Origin of the sequence: Brevibacillus agri (assembly GCF_004117055.1) — a bacterium.
GTDB lineage: Bacteria > Bacillota > Bacilli > Brevibacillales > Brevibacillaceae > Brevibacillus > Brevibacillus agri.
This window is the reverse complement of the sequence record NZ_CP026363.1, coordinates 1,319,088-1,339,339: the sequence shown is the minus strand read 5'-3', so window position 1 is coordinate 1,339,339 and position 20,252 is coordinate 1,319,088. Positions and strand designations below refer to the sequence as shown.

Genomic DNA, 20,252 nt, shown 5'->3' with positions numbered 1-20,252 from the left:
CCAAAAATCGGCACCCCTTTTTCTTTTTGAAGGGCGTGTATATTATACCACTAATTACCAGTAAAGCGAAAATCTCTCGTACACCGTTCTTTTAACCGAATTTACAAAGGGACCAGCAAATGTAACTCAAACGCACTTTCCATTAGTTAGTCGCCATGCATGGCGCACAAAAAAAGCTTCCCTCCCCGGGGAAGCTTTTTCCTGCTTGGCCAAACCACATACAAGAAGCCGTTTTGCCCTCTATCGTGTTTACGGAAACACAATCGTCTTGTTGCCGTACACCAGCACACGGTCTTCCAGATGCCAGCGGACGGCGCGCGCCAGCACGGTGCGCTCCACCTGGCGTCCGAGCTGCTTCAACGCTTCGACATCCTCCTGATGCGAGACGCGCTGCACGTCCTGCTCGATGATCGGACCTGCGTCCAGCTCCTCGGTGACGTAGTGCGCGGTCGCCCCGATCAGCTTCACGCCGCGGCGATACGCCTGCTCGTAAGGCTTGGCACCCACGAAGGCAGGGAGGAACGAATGGTGGATGTTGATGATCCGCATCGCGTAGTCCGTAAGAAAGCGCGGGGACAAAATCTGCATGTAGCGCGCCAGGACGATCAGGTCGACGCCCGCTGCCGCTTCCAGTTGTTCTTGTTCCGCCTGCGGCTTGTTTTCCTTCGTCACCGGAATGCAGCGGTACGGGATGCCAAACGACTCCACCGTCTCCTGCATGTCCGGATGGTTGCTGACCACAACGGATATATCCGCGTGCAGTTCGCCGGACTTCCAGCGCCACAGCAGTTCCAGCAGACAGTGGTCTTCTTTGGAAACAAACAAGGCAACCTTTTTGCGCTTGTTCGCTTCGACCAGGGACCAGTCCATGCCGAAGCTGTCGGCTACCTGACCGAACTCCGCCTTGATCGCCTCGAAGCGCTCTTGCAGGTTGACCAGATCAAATTCAATCCGCATGAAAAAGCGGCCTGTCTCCGGGTCAGTCGTGTACTGGTCAGACTGGACGATGTTTGCGCCCTGCTGAAACAAAAAATTCGAGACCGCCGCCACGATCCCCGCACGGTCCGGGCAGGAAATCAGCATGCGCGCTCGGTCTTTGTTTTTTTCCCGATACGCGAGCCATTCTCTCTCTGATAACAAATGCATGGTTTCTCTCCTCCAAAAGCAAACAGCAAAAAGTTGTTTGCAATTATACCATTCCTCGGCGGATTTTCTAGAGGCAATTTGAGAGAAAACGCTTGCTTATCGATAAAAAATCATTTTCCAACCCCGTTCAGCAAAATATCGACGGTCATAGCAATTTGCTCTTCATCGCTGTAGGCTGCATAATCGTCCTCGTCCAGCACCTGGCGAAACAGCACCAGGCCGATCATCGCAGACAGCACGACGCGAAAGACCGCCTGGCTCGGCAGCGGACGCAGCTCGCCCTCAGCCACTTTTGCTTCGATCAGCTTTTGCGCCATCAGTTTGGCATCCTTAAAGACAGTCGCGATCAGCGCTTCCCGAATCTCGTCGTGGAAAAACGCCTCCTGGAGCAAGATGCGAATGTGCTTTTCGTTGGCGACGACCAGGTTCAGGCGATTCCGGTACAGCTCCGTGACGATTTCGCCAAACGGCTTTTGCGCCTGCTCCTTGAAGATCTCGCGCACGTCCTTCAGGATGAACGGCGCCGCGAATTTCACCAGCACGGGTGCCACGACGGCAAGCAAAATGTCTTTTTTCGATTTGTAATGGCGGAAAATCGTCCCTTCAGCCACTCCCGCCTCTTTGGCGATTTCCGAGGTAGAGCTGGCATGGAAGCCTTTTTCCGCGAACAGCTTAACGGAGGCCCGCAAAATATTGCGCTGCTTTTCCGTCATCTCGCTCTCGTCTTTCAGCTCTTCCACATATTGCAACAGGCCCTCTTCAAACGACGGCGGCTTGTTCATACGACGTTTACGCTCCTCTATTCGATCTTTTTGCGGAATCTGCCGATGGCAACGGCCAAAATGACCAGGCTGAATGCGCCCATCCCGACGATCTCTTTCCAGAGTGCCTCGGCGCCTACGCCTTTCAAAAAGATTCCCCGCAAAATTTCCAGAAAATAGGTCAACGGGACAAGCCCGCCTAACCATTGTATCACGACCGGCATCGAATCGCGCGGGAACATGAACCCGGACAAAAGCACGCTGGGCAGGATGAGCGCGAAGGCCATCTGCATCGCCTGAAGCTGCGTCTTCGCTACGGTCGAGATCAAAATTCCCAGCAGCAGCGTGGTCACGAGAAACAGGACGGACAAGGCGACCAACAGGCCAATGCTTCCTTTGACCGGAACCCCGAACCAGGCAGTCCCAACGAAGAGCACGAGGCAAAACGAAAACAGCCCGACGCCGACATACGGCGTAATTTTGCCAAGCATCAGCTCCAGCGGGCGAATCGGCGTCACGACGAGTTGCTCCATCGTGCCCCGTTCTTTTTCACGGACGAGCGAAAAGGCGGTCAAAATCATCGTGACGTTTTGCATAATTAGCCCGATCAGGCCAGGGATATTGAAGACGATGCTCTCCATATTCGGATTGAACAGCACGCGCGTCTCCAGCGCAAGCGGCAGCGTCAGCTCGCCCATTCCCTGCTTTTCCAGCTTCTTTTCCTGCAAGCTGATCGCCTGGTGCTGCACGATCAGTTGGGCGTTGGACACAGCCGTGCGCGCGATGTTCGGATCGGAGCCGTTGACGAGAAGCTGAATGTGCGCTGGCTCGCCGCGGTCTTTTTGCCGCGTGTAGTCCGGCCCGATCACCAGCCCGACATCTGCCGTCCCCTCGTCCAGCATCGCCTCCAGCTCCCGGTAGCCGCCGACGCTCACTGTCGCCTGAAAAATTTTCGTGTGCACGAACTGATCGACCAGCTCCCGGCTTGCGGCTGACGGACTCTGGTTCCAGACCGCCATGCGGATGTCGTTCACATCCGTGTTGACTGCGTACCCGAACAAAAACAAAAGCATCAGCGGCATGACCAGCGCAATCGCCAGGCTGGGCCGATCGCGTTTGATCTGGATCACTTCCTTTTTGACGATGGACCAGTAGCGCCCCCAGACAAACCGTCTCATCGCGCTCCCCCCTCCGCTACCTGCCGCGCTTCTTCGCGCCGCACCAGCTCGATGAACACGTCCTCCAGATTGTCCGCGCCCATCTGCTCGATCAATTCCTGCGGGGTTCCTTCCGCAAGCAGGTTGCCGAAAAAAATGAACCCGATCCAGTCGCACGTCTGGGCCTCATCCATGTAGTGCGTCGTCACCAGCACGGTAATTCCTTGCTCAGCCAGCTCGTGAATTACTTCCCAGAAAATGCGCCGCGACACCGGGTCGACTCCGGCCGTCGGTTCGTCGAGAATCAGCAGCTCCGGCTTGTGCAAAAGGGCGCAGGACAAGGCGAGACGCTGCTTCCAGCCGCCGGACAGCGAGCCTGCGAGTTGCTTCTCCCGGCCTGTCAGCCCTGCCATTTCGATCAGCTCCGCCTTTCTTTTCCGCCGCTCTGCTGCGCCAAGCTGGTAGACGCCCGCGTAAAAATCGAGGTTTTCTTCCACTGTCAAATCTTCATACAGGCTGAACTTTTGCGACATGTAGCCGATGCGTTGCTTGATCTCTTCGCTCTGTGTCATGACGTCATAGCCGAGCACCGTTCCGCTGCCCGTCGTCGGCGTCATCAGCCCGCACAGCATGCGAATCGTCGTCGATTTTCCCGAGCCGTTCGGGCCGAGGAAGCCGTAAATCGAGCCTTTTGGCACCGTCAAGGTCAGGCTGTTGACGGCGACCCGCTCTCCGAAGCGCTTGGTCAGTTGCTGGCACGTAATGGCGGCGGCGCTCATCGGCCTCCCTCCCCGTCTGGCAGCAGCACATCGGCAGGCATGCCCGGCTTGAGTTTGTCCTGGCCTTTAGCGACGTCAATCGTGACGGCAAACACAAGCTTGGTCCGCTCGTCTTGCGTCTGCACATTGCGCGGCGTAAACTCCGCTTTGTCCGCGATGCGGCTGATCGTGCCTGTAAACGTCTCATCCGGGTACGCATCGACCTTGATGCCGACCTCCTGCCTTTTTTGCACCCGATTCAACTGCGCTTCCGGGATGTACACCACGAGCTTGAGCTGGTCTGCCTTCATCATCGTAAACAACGTAGCCCCCGGTTTGGCGACCTCTCCCTGCTCGATGGAGGAGCGCAGCAAAACGCCGTCTTCTGCGGCGACAATCCGCGTCTTTTCAAGCTGCAGCATCGCCTGGTCGAGCCTCGCCTGCGCCTGCTCCTCCGCTGCCAGCAGTGCCCGGATGGCGTAGTCCGTACTGCCTGCCCGCACCAGATCAAGCTCTGCTTGCGCTCCTTGCTGCTGGGCTTTTGCTGTGCCGACCTGGGCAGCCGCCGCAGCTGCGTCCTCCTGGGCGGAACGGTACGCCGCCTTGGCCTGCGCCACCTGTGCCGTCCACTGGTTCAACTGGGTAGTCGCCTGGCTGACCGCCTCTTTTTGCGTATCCAAATCTTTTTGCGAGATCGCTCCTTTTTCATACAAGGCCGTCGCCTCTTGCAGCCGCTTTTGCTGGTAGCGCAGCGTCTCCTCCGCTCCTGCGCGCTGCGATTCGGCCTGCGCCAGTTGCTCCTGCGCCCGGGCAATTCCGGCCTCTGCCTGGCTTTTTCTCGCCTGCGCCAAACGGATGCTGGCATTCGCCTGCTGAACGGCGGCCACTCCCTTCTGAATCGTCTGGTCGCGCGAGCCTGCCTTCGCTTCCTCCAGCCTGGCCCTCGCCTGCTCCCATGCGGCCTTGGCCTCCGCCACGCTGATCTGGTAGCTGCGCGGGTCGATTTCCGCCAGCACCTCGCCTTTTTTCACCTCGCTACCTTCCTCGGCGATCACCTTCGTCACCAGCCCGCCTACCTCGGCCACGATCGGCCATTCATCCGCCTCGATTGTCCCCGACAGTGGCTGCTGCTTTTCCCCGAGCAGGCCGCAGCCTGACAGAGCGAGAATCAGGCTGCCGATACTTACAGCGCGCAAGACACGTTTCATGCAGAACCTCTCCCATCTGTAATGAGTGAGTAATCACTTTATTTTTACGGCCAAAAAAACGGGCAGTTTGCCCTCTTTGTGCAGATCATGATGCACTTCGCCGGATGAACTTCACGAAAAGCGAGTGATTACTCACTTCTTACTGTGAGTATATGCCCCCTGCGCCTAACTTGCAATTTTTATTTTGTGAACACGCGTCAACAGCCAAAAACGCTCCCGCCAGAACCAGGGATTCGTCCCCAGTCCGACCGGAGCGTTTTTGGCTGGCGGAGGTTTTTTGGTAGTGGAGCGTTCTTTGTTGCTGCAGTGCCGGGACCTGGGATGCCACTCGACCAGCGCATCCGTCAGCGGCTTTCGCTGGCTTTCGGCGGCGTTCCGCGGGCTGCTCTCCCCCCATTACGCCAACTGGGACTGGGAAGCAAGCGCGTAATGGCTTTTCGTGTACACATACCCTTCCAAAATCATCCGTGCCGTGCGCACGACTTTGATTGCGCTGATGTGGCCCGCGACAAATTCCGCCTTCGTTTCGATGATGCCGCCGGGATGCGCGAGCCGCAGCACCTCCCGCTTGATGTCGATCAGCTCGGAGAGGACGGTGTCAGGCAGAAAAGCGGCCGCCGTGGTGCAGATCGCTCCCGTGATCGCCAGCGCCTGGTGCGGCTTTTGCATCGACATCATGCGAATGGCGAGATCCATGTCCGCCGCTTTGCGATAAGTGCCAGTCAGATCGGTTTGAGACTCCCACGGCTAAAGCCGCAAGCCTTCCAGCTTGCGGTGTACGGGTGGGATTCTTGAATGACTAAGCGTTCGCAGTCCATTTCTGGGAATGTAAATTTTTTTGTGTAAATGGGTTTTTAACAGGCGGATGGTTACGTGGGCGGCTTTACATGGAGGGGCGGGCATGATAGGCTCGTTTGCCATGCGATAGTCCCCTACAGGCGGCAGCATTTTTTGCAAAGCCCGCCCCGGAAGCAGCGGACCTTCCTTCAAAATGACCGCGCCAACCTGCTCCTTCTCCCCCAGCCCGGCGTCAATGCCAATGATGAGCGGCTGCCGAAACTGTCGCTTGATCGCCTTCAAGGTCGGCTCCAGATTGAAGGCATGAACCGGCTCCTCCAGCGTTCCGTAAACGCGGTGGGTGACACCCGCCTCCAGCAGCATCGTTCCAACCAATGGCCCCAGCGCATCGCCAATCGAGCGATCCGACCCGATGCACAAAAAGACGACCTCTCTTTGTTCCCGGCTCGCTTGCTGGATGAGCGTGTTCAGAAACGCAGCCATCGCGGCGGTTTCCTGCCGGATGGTTCGTTCGTTGTCATGGATAGTCAACAGGACGCTTGCTGTTGCTTTTGCGTCTGTTTCTTCTTTACGGCTGCCGAAAAATCCCATGTCCATCCTCTTTTCTTTCACGAGCCTAGGCGCAGACTGGTTCGGAGCTGAAAAGCCCCCGGCCAAAACGGCTGGCCAGGGTTTTCGTCAGTTGCTGCGCACGTGCTTCCCTACTCGAATTTGAACTTGGAGAGCGCGTCCTTCAGCGCGAAGTTGATACCTTCGTCGCTCTCCTTCTCCTGCGATTTCAAATACTTGGCGACTTCCTTCTTGGACACTTTGCTGCCCTTTTCCTTCTCTCTGCGCTCCTTGAACGTCGAGAGCTTTTCCCTGTGCCCGCAAGCGCAAACCAACATTTGCCCTTCGCCCTCGCCGCGCAATTCCAGCCGCTTGTGGCATTTCGGGCAGCGGGCGTTCGTCTGCTTGGCAATGCTTTTGCGGTAGCCGCATTCGCGGTCCTGGCAGACGAGCATCTTGCCGCGCTTTCCGTTTACCTCCAGCAAAAGCTTGCTGCACTCCGGACATTTGCTTCTCGTCAGGTTATCGTGGCGGAACGTCTTGTCGCTGTTTTTGATCTCCTGTACGACTTCTCGCGCGTACGCTTTCATCTCTTCGATAAAGGCGCGCTTGTTCAGGCTTCCTTTGGCGATAGCGGCGAGCTTTTGCTCCCACTGGGCGGTCAGCGTCGGGGATTGCATTTCGTCGGGAACAAGCTCCAGAAGCTGCTTGCCTTTTGCCGTGACGAAAATATGCTTGCCGCGCTTCTCCAAAAGGAAGCTGTTAAACAGCTTTTCCATGATGTCGGCGCGCGTCGCCACAGTACCGAGTCCGCCTGTCTCGCCGATCGTTTTGATTAGCTCCTTGCTTTCGTTTGCCATGTATTTCGCCGGATTTTCCATCGCGGACAACAGACTGGCCTCTGTAAACGGCTCCGGCGGCTTCGTCTCGCCTTTCGTTTGCGCGATGCTCTGGATAGCGAGACGATCGCCTTTTTCGATCTTCGGCAGCCACTGCTCCGCCAGTCCGTCCTGTCCTTCCTCGTCTTCGACATCGTGGTCGTAGGCTTCCCGCCAGCCTTGGGCCAGCACGGTCTTGCCTCTGGCCAGGAACAGCTCGCCGCCGATTTTCGCCTGGATCGTCGTCTGTTCGTATTCAAAAGGAGGCAAGAGCACAGCAAGGAAGCGCTTCACGATCAGGTCGAAAATTTTGCGCTCCTTGTCGCTCAAATCGCCGAGAAACACCGCTTGCTCCGTCGGGATGATGGCGTGGTGGTCGGAAACTTTGCTGTCGTCCACAAACGACTTCGCCGCCTTGATCGGCGACCGCAAAATTCTCGCCGCGAGCGGCGCATACGGCTTCATCTGCACAGCCTTGATCCTGTCTGGCAACGTCTCGACGATATCGGACGAGAGGTAGCGGGAATCGGTCCGCGGATACGTCACTGCCTTGTGGTGCTCGTAGAGGCTTTGCATGATGGACAGCGTCTCTTTCGGCGAATAGCCAAACATCCGGTTCGCGTCCCGCTGCAACTCGGTGAGATCGTAAAGTTGCGGGGCGTACGTCTTTTTGTGCGTGCGGGTCACATCCACGACCTCTGCGCTTTTTTCCTGCTTCAAGGCAGCGAGAAGCTGGTCCGCCCGCTCTTTGGAAAACGTTTTGACGTCCTTCGTCTTCTGGTCCTGCCATTGCAGCGAAACCGACTGCTCTGCCACGGCGCGCAGGCCGAAAAACGGCTTGGGCGTAAAGCGGCGAATCTCTTCTTCTCTCGCCGCGACGATGGCCAGCGTCGGCGTCTGGACGCGCCCGCACGAGAGCTGGGCGTTGTGCTTGCACGTCAAGGCGCGAGTAGCATTGATTCCGACGAGCCAGTCCGCCTCGGCGCGGGCGGCCGCAGAAGCGTACAAGTTTTCGTACTGCTTGCCGTCCTTCAGGTTGCGGAAGCCGTCGCGAATCGCCTTGTCGGTGACTGACGAAATCCACAGCCGCTTGATCGGCTTTTGCACATGCGCCATTTCGATAATCCAGCGGGCGACCAGCTCGCCTTCGCGCCCGGCATCTGTCGCAATCACAATCTGGCTGACGTCGCTGCGCCGCATTTGCTGCTTCACGGTCTGAAACTGTTTGTTGCTCTCGCGGATGACGACGAGCTTCAACGGAGACGGCATGATCGGCAAATCCTCGATTCGCCACGAGCTGAACTGCTGCCCGTAAGCTTCCGGATCGGCCAAGGTCACGAGATGCCCCAAGGCCCACGTCACAATGTATTTATCTCCTTCCAGAAAGCCGTTCCCTTTTTTCTGGCACTGCAATACTTTCGCGATATCGCGGCCGACGGATGGCTTTTCCGCCAGCACAAGCGTTTTGCTCATCAGTGACACCACCTTACATCTGCTTCACATTCCTGCTATGTGTTCTCATCCATTGTAGATGAGAACGCGGGTTACGCCAAATCTTTTGCAGCATTTGGCAATGGCGGCGGCTGTGACCCGCTGTCGCTTTCGGGCAAAAAGAAGAGCGGCTCTGCGCCGCGCCCCAGTAAGCGGTTGGGCCAAACTCATCCGCTTTTATTTGAAGACAGGTTCCAGCTCCCGGCTGATAAAAGTCCCTGCCTGCTCCCCACGGCAAATTTGCGCCATCGCTCCGGGCTGGTCGAAGTTGAACACATGCAGCGGCAAGCCGTGGTCCCGCGCCAAAATCATCGCGGACTGGTCCATGACGCGCAAGTCTTTTCTGACCACCTCGTCAAAGGAAACCTCCAGGTACTGTCTCGCCGTCGCGTCCTTGCGCGGATCGGCCGTGTAGACGCCATCTACCCCGTGTTTCGCGACCAAAAGAGCGTCGGCCTCCACCTCCAGCGCCCGTTGCACAGCCGGATAGTCTGTCGTCACATACGGCTGCCCGTTTCCGCCCGCGAAAATGACGACGTAGCCCTTTTCCAGATGGTGCACGGCGCGCAGGCGAATGTACGGCTCCGCGACGGCATTGATCGGCACGGCTGTCATCACTCTGACTTCCCGGTTGACGCGCGCCTTCAGCACGCCTCGCAGCATCAGGCTGTTGATGACAGTCGCCAGCGTCCCGATGTTGTCTGCCTCAACCCGCTCGATCCCCCACTGGTCCGCCATGTTGCCGCGAAAAATGTTTCCCCCGCCAATGACAATCGCTACCTCGACGCCCATGTCGAGCAAGGAAAGAATCTCCCCCGCGATATGCTCCAGTTGTCCCGGGTCAAATCCAAACCCGTTCTCCTGCGCGACAGCCCCGCCGCTCAATTTGACCAACACCCGCTTATACTTCATGGCGCCTCCTCCTCGATCGTTGTCTTTTACGTTTTCGAAATCTTTGGTTCCCTCTACCAAAAAAAGAACGAGGGCAACAGTTGCCTTCGTTCTTGAAAAAACAGGGGAAATCGGCTGGCATCCTCTTTTTTTGCATCCCGCTTCCCCTCCTGCATGTGGATTCATTCCAAACTCTTCCTCATTTTATGCAAAGCACCCACTTTATGCAAAGAAATTTGGAAAGTCAAAGGTATCCCGCTTGCCTGCCAAAATATCCCGCAGGAGCTGATCGGCCACCTCCGTCGCGAAGCTGTGCTCGTCGCTGTCGATGACTCCTTTTTGCAGCGCTTCGTCCAGTTCGTCCTGGTCGAGCAAATAAACCTCGCCCTGCGGCAGCACCACAATGTCGAGGTAGAGATCGTCATACCAGATATGGCCGTTCTCATCTTTGCCATGCGCCTTGCAAATATCAATGTACCACTGCACGGTGTTGCCAAGCTCGTCCATCATTTTCGTGACGGCATAAGGCTTCTGATCCGGAAAGTATTGCAGGTACACATACCCTCTGTCGCCTACGCACAACAGTTTTTCACCAACAGGCATGTAGGCGGGCTCGGTTACTTCGTCCAGGGTCAAACGGACAGCGTACCCGGAAAAAGACAAAGCCTCTACCCACTTTTCCTGATAGCCCATTCGCTTGACGCGTCTCCACCCAGGTCGGTCTGCTCGTTTTCGCTTCATGGCCTGTTCTCCTCGTCAGTTTGGTTCCTTTTACTCTACCACGAATTGGATGGTTTTGTCAGATGCAAACAAAGACATGTCCCCAGGAGAACATGCCTCGTTTTTTTGCTATTTGCCGTATTCGCCATCCCGCAAATGGCTGTGCCTGCGTCCGTACAGGAAGTAGACGACAGCGCCTGCAGCCAGCCAGCCGAGAAACCCGATCTTCGTGACAGCAGGCAAGCTGTAGACCAGGTATCCGCAGAAAAGCACGGCGAGAATCGGGACGAGTGGAACGAACGGCGTGCGAAACGCACGGCGCAATTCCGGATTCGTCCGGCGCAGTACGACGACGCCAATGGAGACGAGAATAAACGCAAACAGCGTCCCGATATTCGTCAGCTCAGCCAGCTTGTTCAACGGCAGCAATCCGCTGAAGATCGCAACCAAAATGCCGACGATGAGCGTACTTTTTCGCGGCACCTGCGTGGTCGGATGCACCTGCGAAAAAACGGCGGGCAACAGACCATCGCGGCTCATCGCGAAAAACAGCCGCGTCTGTCCGTACATCATCACGAGCAATACAGTGGTGATGCCCACGATGGCCCCGAGGGAAATGAATCCCGCTACCCAATCTTGTTTCACGTAGTTGAGCGCAAAGGCAACCGGATTTTTGACATTGAGCATGTCGTACGGAACGATCCCGGTCAGCGTCAAGGAGACGTCGATGTAGAGCAGCGTGCACACCAGCAGCGATGTGATGATGCCAATCGGCATGTCGCGCTGCGGATTGCGCACTTCTTCTGCGGCCGTGGAAACCGCGTCAAATCCGATAAAAGCAAAAAAGACTGTCGCAGCGCCCGTCGCGACCCCGGCAAAGCCAAACGGCATGAAGGGACTCCAGTTTTCCGGCTTCACATAACCGATCCCGACGATGAGAAACAAAAGGATCACCGCGACCTTGATAATGACCATCAGCGTGTTGAAGCGGGCCGACTCCCTTGTCCCTTTCATGAGCAGAAGCGTAATAACAAAAATGATGACAACAGCAGGCAAGTCAATGATCGTTCCTTTAGAAGCGTCGAACGCATTCGTCAAAGCGACAGGCAGATGAATGCCGAAGCCTGCAAGCAAGCCTTGCGCATAGCCCGACCAGCCGCTCGCCACCGCTGCGGAAGCCACCTCGTACTCCAGGATCAGGTCCCAGCCGATCATCCACGCCACCAGTTCGCCAAACGCGGTGTAGCTGTATGTGTACGCACTTCCGGACACGGGGAACGGGGACGGTGGAAGCAAACTCTGCATAGCACAGCGCCGCAAATACGCAAGCGAGCCCCGACAGGACAAACGACAGCACCAGCGCAGGCCCCGCATGCTCGGCCGCAGCGACTCCAGTGAGAACGAAGATGCCCGTCCCGACAATCGCGCCGATGCCAAGCATGGTCAAATCAAAAGCGCCCAACGTTTTTTTGAGCTGCCTGCTCTCAACCTGTGCCATCAAGCTGGCAACCGATTTTTTTCTCAACAACTGTTCTTTTAACGACATATTGTGCGTGCCTCCCGCCCGGACATTCCAACTCCAGCAGCTTCAATCGAAACAGTTGGAGTATGGGCAGGCAAGAGGAAAATTATGCATGGGGGATCAAGTTGGATGGTTGCAGTCGCGCGAAGGTGTGGACGGCGTGGCCTTTGTTGCGGACTGGCACTGGCAGGGGCATGTGTTGCTTTGGTGCACACCAGCGAAGACGCGAATCGCGTTGCCTTGTTACAAACTGACTCTGGCGTGGCGGTTCCTTTTTGCCGTGCCTGCATTCCGGTGCAAAATTACAACGAAGCAGTCCTGGGTGATGCGCCCTGTCCGCGCAAAACTCGCTGCCTTACACCAAGTTCCTGCCAATAAAATTGGCGGAGACTGGCGTATAGCTAAGCTCCCTGGCCCAGATCGACAGTTGCCCCATATGGTGAATCTCGTGCGCGATCACATGCCGCATGATCTCCCCTTTGGCGTACTCCTTGTCGCTCCATGCCACGCGCACAGGCTCCCGCTCCCAGTCGTCTGTCCAAGCCTCGATAAAATCGCGCAGCTCTTCCCGCCATTGAGCCGCCAGCGCCTTTACCTGCACAAGCGACTGGTGTTCCTCGTAAGGCACTTGCACATCCGGCTTCCCCTGTACGGCCCGCAGCCAACTGTACTCCACATCTGCAATATGAAACAGCGTGTACAAAATCGTCCCGGCGCCTCCCACTCTCGTTTTCAGCAGTTCTTCTTCCGGCAGCTTTGCACACCAGGCAAACCATTCATCCCGCACCATCCAGTTGTACGCCAACAGCTTTTTCACCCTGAATCCTCCCATAGACTGAAATGTCAATATTTTCTATACATTAACACGTACGTTCGCCATTATCCAGCCTGCTTGCCGCTTTTGTTATCTGTTGTCCTGAACTTCACCCGCTCTCCCACAACTTCATCCGTTCCCCCGACTTTGCAGAGGGAGCGTTAGCGTGTTTTCGCACATGACAAAGAGCGCCGTTTTCGATTCGCTTCAAAAACGGCGCTCTTATGCTCGGCAGTCTTGTCTGCCTTTACGTAAACCGGATGGAGAAGCCGCCGGAAAGCAAATACAGATAGCTCTCCACTTCCTGAGACGGCTTGATGATCTGCCTGATCGCCCGAACGTACAAGCTGATCTGGCCGCTGTACCTGCGCTCCATCTCTTCGATTGCTTCGGATGAGGCTTCCTTGGCCATCCAGTCAGTCTTGAAATCAATCAAGACCAGCCGATTGTCGTCTTCCTCCAGCAAACAGTCAATCACACCCTGGACGATAATCCGCTCCGAAGTTGCTTCGCCCAGCTCCGGCTCCACTTCATGCGCGGGCAGCACCAGCGTAAACGGCAGCTCGCGGTGAACCGCCTTGGCCCTTTTCATCCGCTGCCCCAGAGGGTCGGCAAAAAACGTGGCAATTTGTCCGGCATCCACCGCCTGCACCTGCTCCTCTGTCAAAAAGCGGCGCGCCGCAAGCTCTGCCACCTGCTCGCGTATGTCGGCCTCATCCAGCGGACGCTGCAAATCGAGATGCTGGAAGACCAGGTGCGTGATCGTGCCTTTCTCGGCTGCTGTCAGGCGGTGCGATTTTTGTTCCGCCAAAAACTTCGGCTTTTCCGTAATCGAAGGCAGTGTGAGCGCCTGCCCGCTTTTGCTGACCTTGGCATGCCGCTTCAGCTCGCTGACGCTCCATTTGGCCGCCACGCGCGAGGCAACCGGGTGCGGGTCGGTCCAGCCCAGTCTCGCTTCTACCAGCTTGCGCAGCGCTTCGTCGCCTGGCCGTTCTGCAATCTCCTCCCGCCTGGTCGCGCGCTCCCACAGTGCCATGTCATCGCTCATGGCCTCCTGCTGCGCCTTCAGCTCGTCCGCCTGATGAAAATGAAACGACCAGACGGAGTCATCGGGAACGGTTCTGACTCGCACTTCTTCGCCTGCGCCTTGCTTCGCAGGATACGCGCGCAGTTCGCCTGCTGCCGGATGTCGCAGCAAGGCGCGGCCTACCCAGTCAAAATAGCCTTTGGCCTGGATCAGATCCTCGTCGCTGAGCCGCTCGCCATCACCTTGTCTGCCCCAGTCCATGACGCTTTTCGCCAAGTCTTTGGCTGAACCGACGAGAATCAGCTTCTCGCGCGCACGGGTCAAGGCGACGTACAGCACGCGCATTTCCTCTGCCAGCATATCCCGGCGCAACTGCTGCCGAATGCCCAGCGCCGCGATGCTCGGGTAGCGCAACTGAATGGACGGCTCCACGGCCATCGGCCCGAAGCCCAGGTCCTTGTGCAGCAAAAACTGGCTTTTCAAATCCATCGTGTTGAACTGCTTGCCCATGCCCGCGACGAAAACGACGGGAAACTCCAAGCCTTTGCTCTTGTGGATCGTCATGATCCGCACGACATCCTCGTTTTCCCCGATCGTGCGCGCTTCGCCCATGTCATTGCCCGCCTCCTGCAGCCTGTCGACGAAGCGCAGGAAGCGGAACAGCCCGCGATAAGAGCCTGCCTCATACTGTCTTGCCCGGTCGTACAAGGCACGCAAGTTGGCCTGCCGCTGCTGTCCGTTTTCCAGGGCAGCGACGTAGTCGAGATAGCCCGTCTCGCGGTACAGCACGGAAAGCAGCTCAGACAGCGCTCCCCTGCGCGCATGCGTCCGCCACCCTTCCAGCTTCGCGAAAAACTGGCGCAGCCGTTTTTCCCACGACTCCTGCGGCGGGCGCTCCTTCACGTACTGGATGACAGCGAGATGAAAAGGGCCCGTCGGATACTGGATGCGAATTTGGGCAAGCTGTTCCTCGCGCAAGCCGACGATAGGCGAGCGCAGCACCGCAGCGAGCGGAATGTCCTGCAACGGATTGTCGATCACCCGCAACAGCGAGAGCATCGTCTCTACTTCTGTCGCCGCAAAATAGCCTGCCGTCTGCTCGGCGTACACGGGGATTCCCGCCGCATGCAGTTCCTCCTGCATCGTCTGCCCCCAGCCGGACGTAGCCCGCAGCAAAATGACGATATCCCGGTAAGCGAGCGGGCGCATTCCCCCTGCCTTTTTATCGAACACGAGCAGCGGCGACTCGCCCTCGCCCGGCTCCATCCAGCGGCGAATCCGGCTGGCAATCAGTCGCGCTTCCAGTTGCGCGACGCTCGCTTCCTCGCCCGATTCGCCTGTCGCCTCGGGGATTCCCGCCAGCTCGGCCTCTTCCGTTGCCTCTGCAGACGCCTCCTGCCCCGCTTCTTGCTCGACGTTGCGGTTAATCAGGTGCACCTCTGCCTGCAGCCTGCCCGGCTCTGCCTCGGGATAAGAGGCGCGGTTAATCAGCTCGGCCGACGGATCGTAGTCGATCTCGCCCACGCCCGGCGACATGATTTGCCTGAACAAAAAGTTGACCGCATCCACAACCTCGCGTCTGCTGCGGAAGTTGGCGGCAAGGTCGATCCGCCGTCCCGGAGCGTCATCGTCCGCATCCTGCTCGCCTGCCGCGCCTTTTTGATAGGTCAAGTACTTTTCCAGAAACAGCTTCGGCTCCGCCAGACGGAAACGGTAAATACTCTGCTTCACGTCACCGACCATAAAGCGGTTGGCGCAAGCACCGTTCGTTCCGTCGCGGGAAACCATGCGCAAAATCGTCTCCTGCACCAGATTGATATCCTGATACTCGTCGACCAGCACTTCTGCGAACTGTTCGCGAAGCTGCTCCGATATCGGCGAAGGAACCGCCTCGCCCGCTTCGTCCGCTGCCGTCAAAATGCGCAAGGCCAGATGCTCCAGATCGCCAAAGTCGACGATTCCGCGCGCCCGCTTTTCCAACTGAAACGCGTCGGAAAACTCGGTAACGAGCCGGGCCAGCGTCTTCATGTGCGGGGCCAGTCGCTGCAAATCAGCGGCATATTGCTCGGCCGTCATCGAAAAATACTGCTCGATCTGCTCCGCCAGCTCCTTTTTCACGCCGTTTCTGAGCGCCTGAACCTGCTCCTTGATCTCGGGATCGGTTCCTTTGACTGGCGGCAGCTTGGCAAAAGCAACGCCACGGATAGCCTGGCTCGCTGCCTCCCAACCTTCCTTGCAAGCCGCAGCCGCCTGCCTCAAAGCCGCTGCTTCCGCTTCCAACATCGGCAAATAAGCCGCCGGACCTTCCGGGGAGGCTGCCAGCTCTGCCGCCCTCTGCAGCTTGCCAGCCATGCCGACGAGCAAAAGCTCCACAGACCGCAGCACGCTTTTCGCCCAGACGAGCCCGTCCAGACCGGCCCCAGCGCGAATGTCAAACATGTCGGCTGCTTCCGCAAGCCAGCGCTCAGGCGACGGATGACTGCGGGAAAACTCGTACAGCCGCAACAGCAAAGTCGCCAGCGCCTGATCGTCCTGTCCGTCCAGCATGATGTCGGCCAACGCCTGGAAGTCCGGGTCGCTTTCGTACCAGCCCTCCAGTTGCTCCTCCAGTACGTCCTGCCGCAGCAGCTCGCCCTCCATCTGGTCGGCGATGCGAAACTCCGGGTCAAGCTCAATCAGGTAGTAGTACTGGCGCAAGATGCCCAGACAGAACGAGTGGAGCGTCGTAATCGTCGCTCGCTGGAGAAGCGCAAGCTGCCGCCGCAAGTGGGCGGAATGCGGGTCTTCTTTCAGCGCCTTGCGCAGCGCGTCGCCAATTCTGTGCCGCATTTCCGCTGCCGCCGCATTCGTAAAGGTCACGACCAGAAGCTGGTCGACGCCGACAGGCTCGCTCTCGTCCATGATGCGCCGGATGATCCGCTCGACGAGCACCGACGTTTTCCCGGAGCCTGCCGCAGCCGCTACCAGCAAGTTGCCCCCGCGCTGAATAATCGCTTGCCATTGTTCATCCGTCCATTGTTCAGGCTTGGCCTGCACTTGTTGCTCCGCCATCGGTAGCACCTCCCTCTCCTGCCAGTTGCTGCTCGGCCAGCATGCTCCAGATTTGTTTGTTGTTCCATTTGGAAAGCTGTCTGTGCTCGTTGCCGCCTGTCTCCCCGTCGAACTGGCACACAGGCTTGTACGAACAGTAATCGCAGGCAGTCATCGTCCCGTTGGAATACGGCTTGATCTGGATTTCCCCTTCGGTCATGCGCGTGCTGATTTGCTTCACCGTGTCGCGCACATACGTCGTCAGCGTCTGGAACTGCTCGGCTGTAGCGACAGAGGAACGCGAAGAAAGCGTCCCGTCCTTTTTCAGTTCAAACGGAACCAGCTCGGACGGCCCCTGCTCTACATACCCGTCCATCATTTTCGCCAACTCGGGATCGGCGAGCATCAAGCCTTTCATCCGCAGGCGCTTCGCCCGCTCCTTGGCTGCCTCGTCGGACGTCAGCAGCCGCTTCGCCGTCACAAACGGATCGGCCACCTGATAGTAAAAGACGCCGCCCATCTCGGCTTTTTTGCCCAGCCATTCCTCCGCGTTTGCCACGACGACGTCCAGGTAGACGAGCAGTTGCAAATTCAAGCCGTTCCACACGTCTGACAGCGACAGTTGCTTGGGGCTTGACTTGTAGTCGATCACGCGCAAATACGGAACCTCGCTGTCCAGCGACTGGTCCACCCGGTCGATGCGGCCGATCAGTTGCAGCTCCACGCCGTTGTCGAGGGTGAGCACGAGGCCCGGCAAGTCGGAGTTTGGTCCGAAAGAAACTTCCAATCCAACCGGAGCGAAGCGGCTGCGCTTGGCGTGCTCGCCCAGCACGTAGATCGCCCGGCCAACCGCCCGCATCAGCTTGCCCGCCAAAAAGCGATAGCGCGCTGTTCGCGTGAGAATGCTGCTTCTGGTCTGCGGCACCAGCTCGGACACTACCTCGCTCGCCAGTTGCATGCTGTGGTCTTCCGTCAGCTTGCTCCACTCCAGATGTTCCTCGTTCATTTTTTCGACCGCGCGCTTGAGCGAGGCGTGGAACAGCTCGCCCACATCGAACCGCTCCAGCTTGTACATCGTTCTCTCCGACAGCCTCAGCCCGTGCGAGGAAAAATGCGAGAACGGGCACGCCTGAAAGCGCTCCAGGCGCGACACGCTCATTTTCAGTTGCTTGCCGTACAAGGTCGTGCTCGTCTGCCTGTCCAGCCCGTCCGGGAGATTCCGGTAGCGCAAGCCGGACAGCAGCCATTTTTCCCGCAATGCTTCTGGGGAGGAACGGACGAACCAGTCGTACACCTCCCACCAGAACACCGGCAGCTCGCCTGTCTTTTTCATCGCGCGCAACAAGGTCAGCAAGTGGCGGAACACCCTTCTCGGCTGTCCGAGCAAAAAGGCATCTGTGTCCGCCTCGCCCGTCGGCTCGTTGTAAAACATCTGGTGCGAGATGTCTGGCAGCACCTCCTTGATGCGCGAAAACACCGAGGAAGGAAGCAGCGCCTTGCCTTCCTCATCGGCCAGGGCACAGCTCAGCATCAGCCGCTCGGACGGCCGCGTCAGCGCCTGGTACAAAAGGTACGGCTCCGCCATCAGCTTCTGCTTGGCGCTTGGCGCGAGCACCTGGCCCATCTCCGCCAGCCGCTCGCGCTCCGCCTCGTCCAAAATGCCTTCTTCCTTCGGGCGCAGAGGGATGATGCCCTCGTTCACCCCGAGAATAAACAAAGCTTTGACATCAGGCTGACGGGAGCGCTCCATCGCCCCGACCAGCACCTGATCCAAGGCCGGAGGGACAAGCCCAAGCTCAATCGTTTCCAGACCGCTGTCGAGCACGCGGGCAAACGTAGCCAGCTCCATGCTCTCGTCGCCCATGACCTCCACGACCTGGTCCATCAGCTCGACCAGACCCGTCCACACCTGGCCGTGCACCTGTGCCGCATCGAGGTCGCCCTCCTGCTCTGCCTTGCGTTGCCAATATTCCAGCTTGCCCGGCACGTCCAGGGCGATCAGCAGATTGTACAGCGCCACCGTCATTTCCCGCACGTTTTTGCCTGCCGCCTGCTTCATCTCTTTTTCAAAAGCGAGCAAGGGAGCCGCGTATTTGCGCCTCAGCTCGTCTGCTTCCGCATCCTCGGCGGCACCGGACGGCCCGCGAAAACGCCAGGCCGATTCCTCCGCCCACTGGTAGCCGAAGACGCCGTGAGCCAGCACGTAGTTTTCCAAGCGGTCGATCTCCTGGCGGGACGTGCGCTCATGGGCGAGGTCTGGCGTAAGCAGATCTGTCTTCAAACAGCGAAATACTGCGTCATACCGCCATCTGGTGACGATGACCTCCAACGCCGAGCGCACCAGCTCCACCAACGGATGGTTCATCACGGTCCGCTTCTGGTCCAGGAAGTGCGGAATGCCGTAATCGGTAAAAACGGCGGAAATCTCATCGGCATAGGTGCCAATTTCCCGCAGCAAAATTGCCATGTCCCGCCAGCGGTAGCCTTCCTCTCGGGCAAGGGCGAGAATTTTCAGCGCGACGGCCTCTACCTCAGCCCGCCTGTTCACGGCAGAGAGCAAGGCAACCTCATCATTGCGACGAGGCTCGCCGACTGCGGGCGGCGCCCCCCATTGAAAATAAACCTGTTCGAGCTGACGCAGCCACGGGCTGTCGGCAAAACGGCGCGTCTCGGTCAACAGCAGCGGCTTGGCAACGGAAACGCCCGATTCCCGCGCCATCAGCGACAGCGCCTGGTACGTGCGCAAAGTCGGGTGGAACAACCCAAGCTCGTCGACAGACGCGTCGCGCTCGTCCGGGTCCAGGGTGAGCGCAATCGTCACCTGTTTGGCGTGCAGCATCAACTGTTCGATCAGCCGCAACTCCTGGTTGGTGAAGCCCGTAAAGCCGTCGATGAAAATTTCCGCCTGTCTGATGTAGGCCGAGTCGCGCACCATGACAGCGACCCGGTTCAAAATATCGTCAGCATCGCAGTACCCTTCTGCCATGTACCCTTCGTAGGCGTTCATAATCAGGCGCAGGTCGCTGATTTTTTGATTGAGATTGGCTCCGCCCCAGTCCACGTTTTCCGAATCGGCAAAAGAGACGCCGTACGACTTGCACTCGCTTATCAAACGTCCAAGCTGAGAGGCGAAGCCCGGCTGCATGGCCGAACGGCCAAACACTTGCAGCTCTTCCTTGTGCCGCTCCAGAAGCATGCGCAGTACCATGTGCTTCCCGAGATCGTCGACCGCCACCGTCGTCAAATCGCCCAGCTCCTGCAGCAACCGATGAGCCAGCCGGCCGAAGCTGAGCACTTGGGTCCCTATCACGCCGCCCAGCCCGGGCAGGTTGGCGAGGGCGTATTCCTCCTGAAAGCTGGCCTGCTCCGGCACGAGCAAAATCATCGGGGAGCCGAGCGGCGTATCGCGCAGCCGCTTTTGAATCTGCTGATGAATCGCCTCCGTTTTTCCCGTGCCTGCCCGTCCCAGTATGAATTGGACTGCCATGTTTTTTCCCCTTCC

At 58.1% G+C, this 20,252-nt stretch carries 13 protein-coding genes and 1 pseudogene; all 14 read right to left on the bottom strand.

All coding sequences use genetic code 11. The annotated features are described in order from the left end of the window. Nucleotides 1-249: 249 nt before the first annotated feature. Nucleotides 250-1,146, bottom strand: a complete 897-nt coding sequence (gene purU, locus BA6348_RS06680; RefSeq protein ID WP_007784458.1) for a formyltetrahydrofolate deformylase — start codon at nucleotides 1,144-1,146, stop codon at nucleotides 250-252. A gap of 110 nt (nucleotides 1,147-1,256) precedes the next feature. Continuing rightward, nucleotides 1,257-1,928 carry a TetR/AcrR family transcriptional regulator gene (locus BA6348_RS06675; RefSeq protein WP_122953473.1) on the bottom strand — a complete coding sequence of 224 codons (672 nt, stop codon included), beginning with the start codon at nucleotides 1,926-1,928 and terminating at the stop codon, nucleotides 1,257-1,259. 17 nt (nucleotides 1,929-1,945) lie between these two features. Continuing rightward, nucleotides 1,946-3,085 carry an ABC transporter permease gene (locus tag BA6348_RS06670; RefSeq protein WP_122953472.1) on the bottom strand — a complete coding sequence of 380 codons (1,140 nt, stop codon included), beginning with the start codon at nucleotides 3,083-3,085 and terminating at the stop codon, nucleotides 1,946-1,948. Further along, the gene (locus BA6348_RS06665) at nucleotides 3,082-3,843 is read right to left on the bottom strand and encodes an ABC transporter ATP-binding protein (protein WP_025848357.1); all 762 of its coding nucleotides are present in this window, start codon (nucleotides 3,841-3,843) and stop codon (nucleotides 3,082-3,084) included. The genes BA6348_RS06670 and BA6348_RS06665 overlap by 4 nt, the downstream gene beginning before the upstream one ends. Further along, complete coding sequence (locus BA6348_RS06660; protein ID WP_122953471.1) at nucleotides 3,840-5,030, bottom strand: HlyD family secretion protein; 1,191 nt, start codon at nucleotides 5,028-5,030, stop codon at nucleotides 3,840-3,842. Before BA6348_RS06660 ends, BA6348_RS06665 begins: the two co-directional genes overlap by 4 nt. Nucleotides 5,031-5,426: 396 nt before the next feature. After that, nucleotides 5,427-5,726, bottom strand: a complete 300-nt coding sequence (locus BA6348_RS06655) for a PrpF domain-containing protein (RefSeq protein ID WP_025848353.1) — start codon at nucleotides 5,724-5,726, stop codon at nucleotides 5,427-5,429. A gap of 51 nt (nucleotides 5,727-5,777) precedes the next feature. Next, a complete protein-coding gene (yyaC, locus tag BA6348_RS06650; RefSeq protein ID WP_242507457.1) occupies nucleotides 5,778-6,419 on the bottom strand; it encodes a spore protease YyaC in 642 nt (213 codons plus the stop codon). 110 nt (nucleotides 6,420-6,529) lie between these two features. Continuing rightward, the gene (locus tag BA6348_RS06645; RefSeq protein ID WP_122953281.1) at nucleotides 6,530-8,728 is read right to left on the bottom strand and encodes a DNA topoisomerase III; all 2,199 of its coding nucleotides are present in this window, start codon (nucleotides 8,726-8,728) and stop codon (nucleotides 6,530-6,532) included. Nucleotides 8,729-8,923: 195 nt separating this feature from the next. Further along, nucleotides 8,924-9,658, bottom strand: a complete 735-nt coding sequence (pyrH, locus tag BA6348_RS06640) for a UMP kinase (protein WP_007783980.1) — start codon at nucleotides 9,656-9,658, stop codon at nucleotides 8,924-8,926. 201 nt (nucleotides 9,659-9,859) lie between these two features. Continuing rightward, nucleotides 9,860-10,378: a ribonuclease FAU-1 family protein gene (locus BA6348_RS06635; protein WP_007783978.1), complete on the bottom strand. Its 519-nt coding sequence runs from the start codon at nucleotides 10,376-10,378 to the stop codon at nucleotides 9,860-9,862. Nucleotides 10,379-10,486: 108 nt separating this feature from the next. Beyond that, a pseudogene (bcaP, locus tag BA6348_RS06630) lies at nucleotides 10,487-11,903 on the bottom strand (branched-chain amino acid transporter BcaP). Nucleotides 11,904-12,234: 331 nt separating this feature from the next. Continuing rightward, complete coding sequence (locus BA6348_RS06625) at nucleotides 12,235-12,696, bottom strand: DinB family protein (RefSeq protein ID WP_122953280.1); 462 nt, start codon at nucleotides 12,694-12,696, stop codon at nucleotides 12,235-12,237. Between the two features lie 244 nt (nucleotides 12,697-12,940). Then, the gene (gene addA / locus BA6348_RS06620; protein ID WP_122953279.1) at nucleotides 12,941-16,771 is read right to left on the bottom strand and encodes a helicase-exonuclease AddAB subunit AddA; all 3,831 of its coding nucleotides are present in this window, start codon (nucleotides 16,769-16,771) and stop codon (nucleotides 12,941-12,943) included. Continuing rightward, entirely contained in the window at nucleotides 16,740-20,237 is a 3,498-nt protein-coding gene (addB, locus tag BA6348_RS06615) for a helicase-exonuclease AddAB subunit AddB (RefSeq protein ID WP_025848337.1), read from the bottom strand. Before addB ends, addA begins: the two co-directional genes overlap by 32 nt. Nucleotides 20,238-20,252 lie beyond the last annotated feature (15 nt).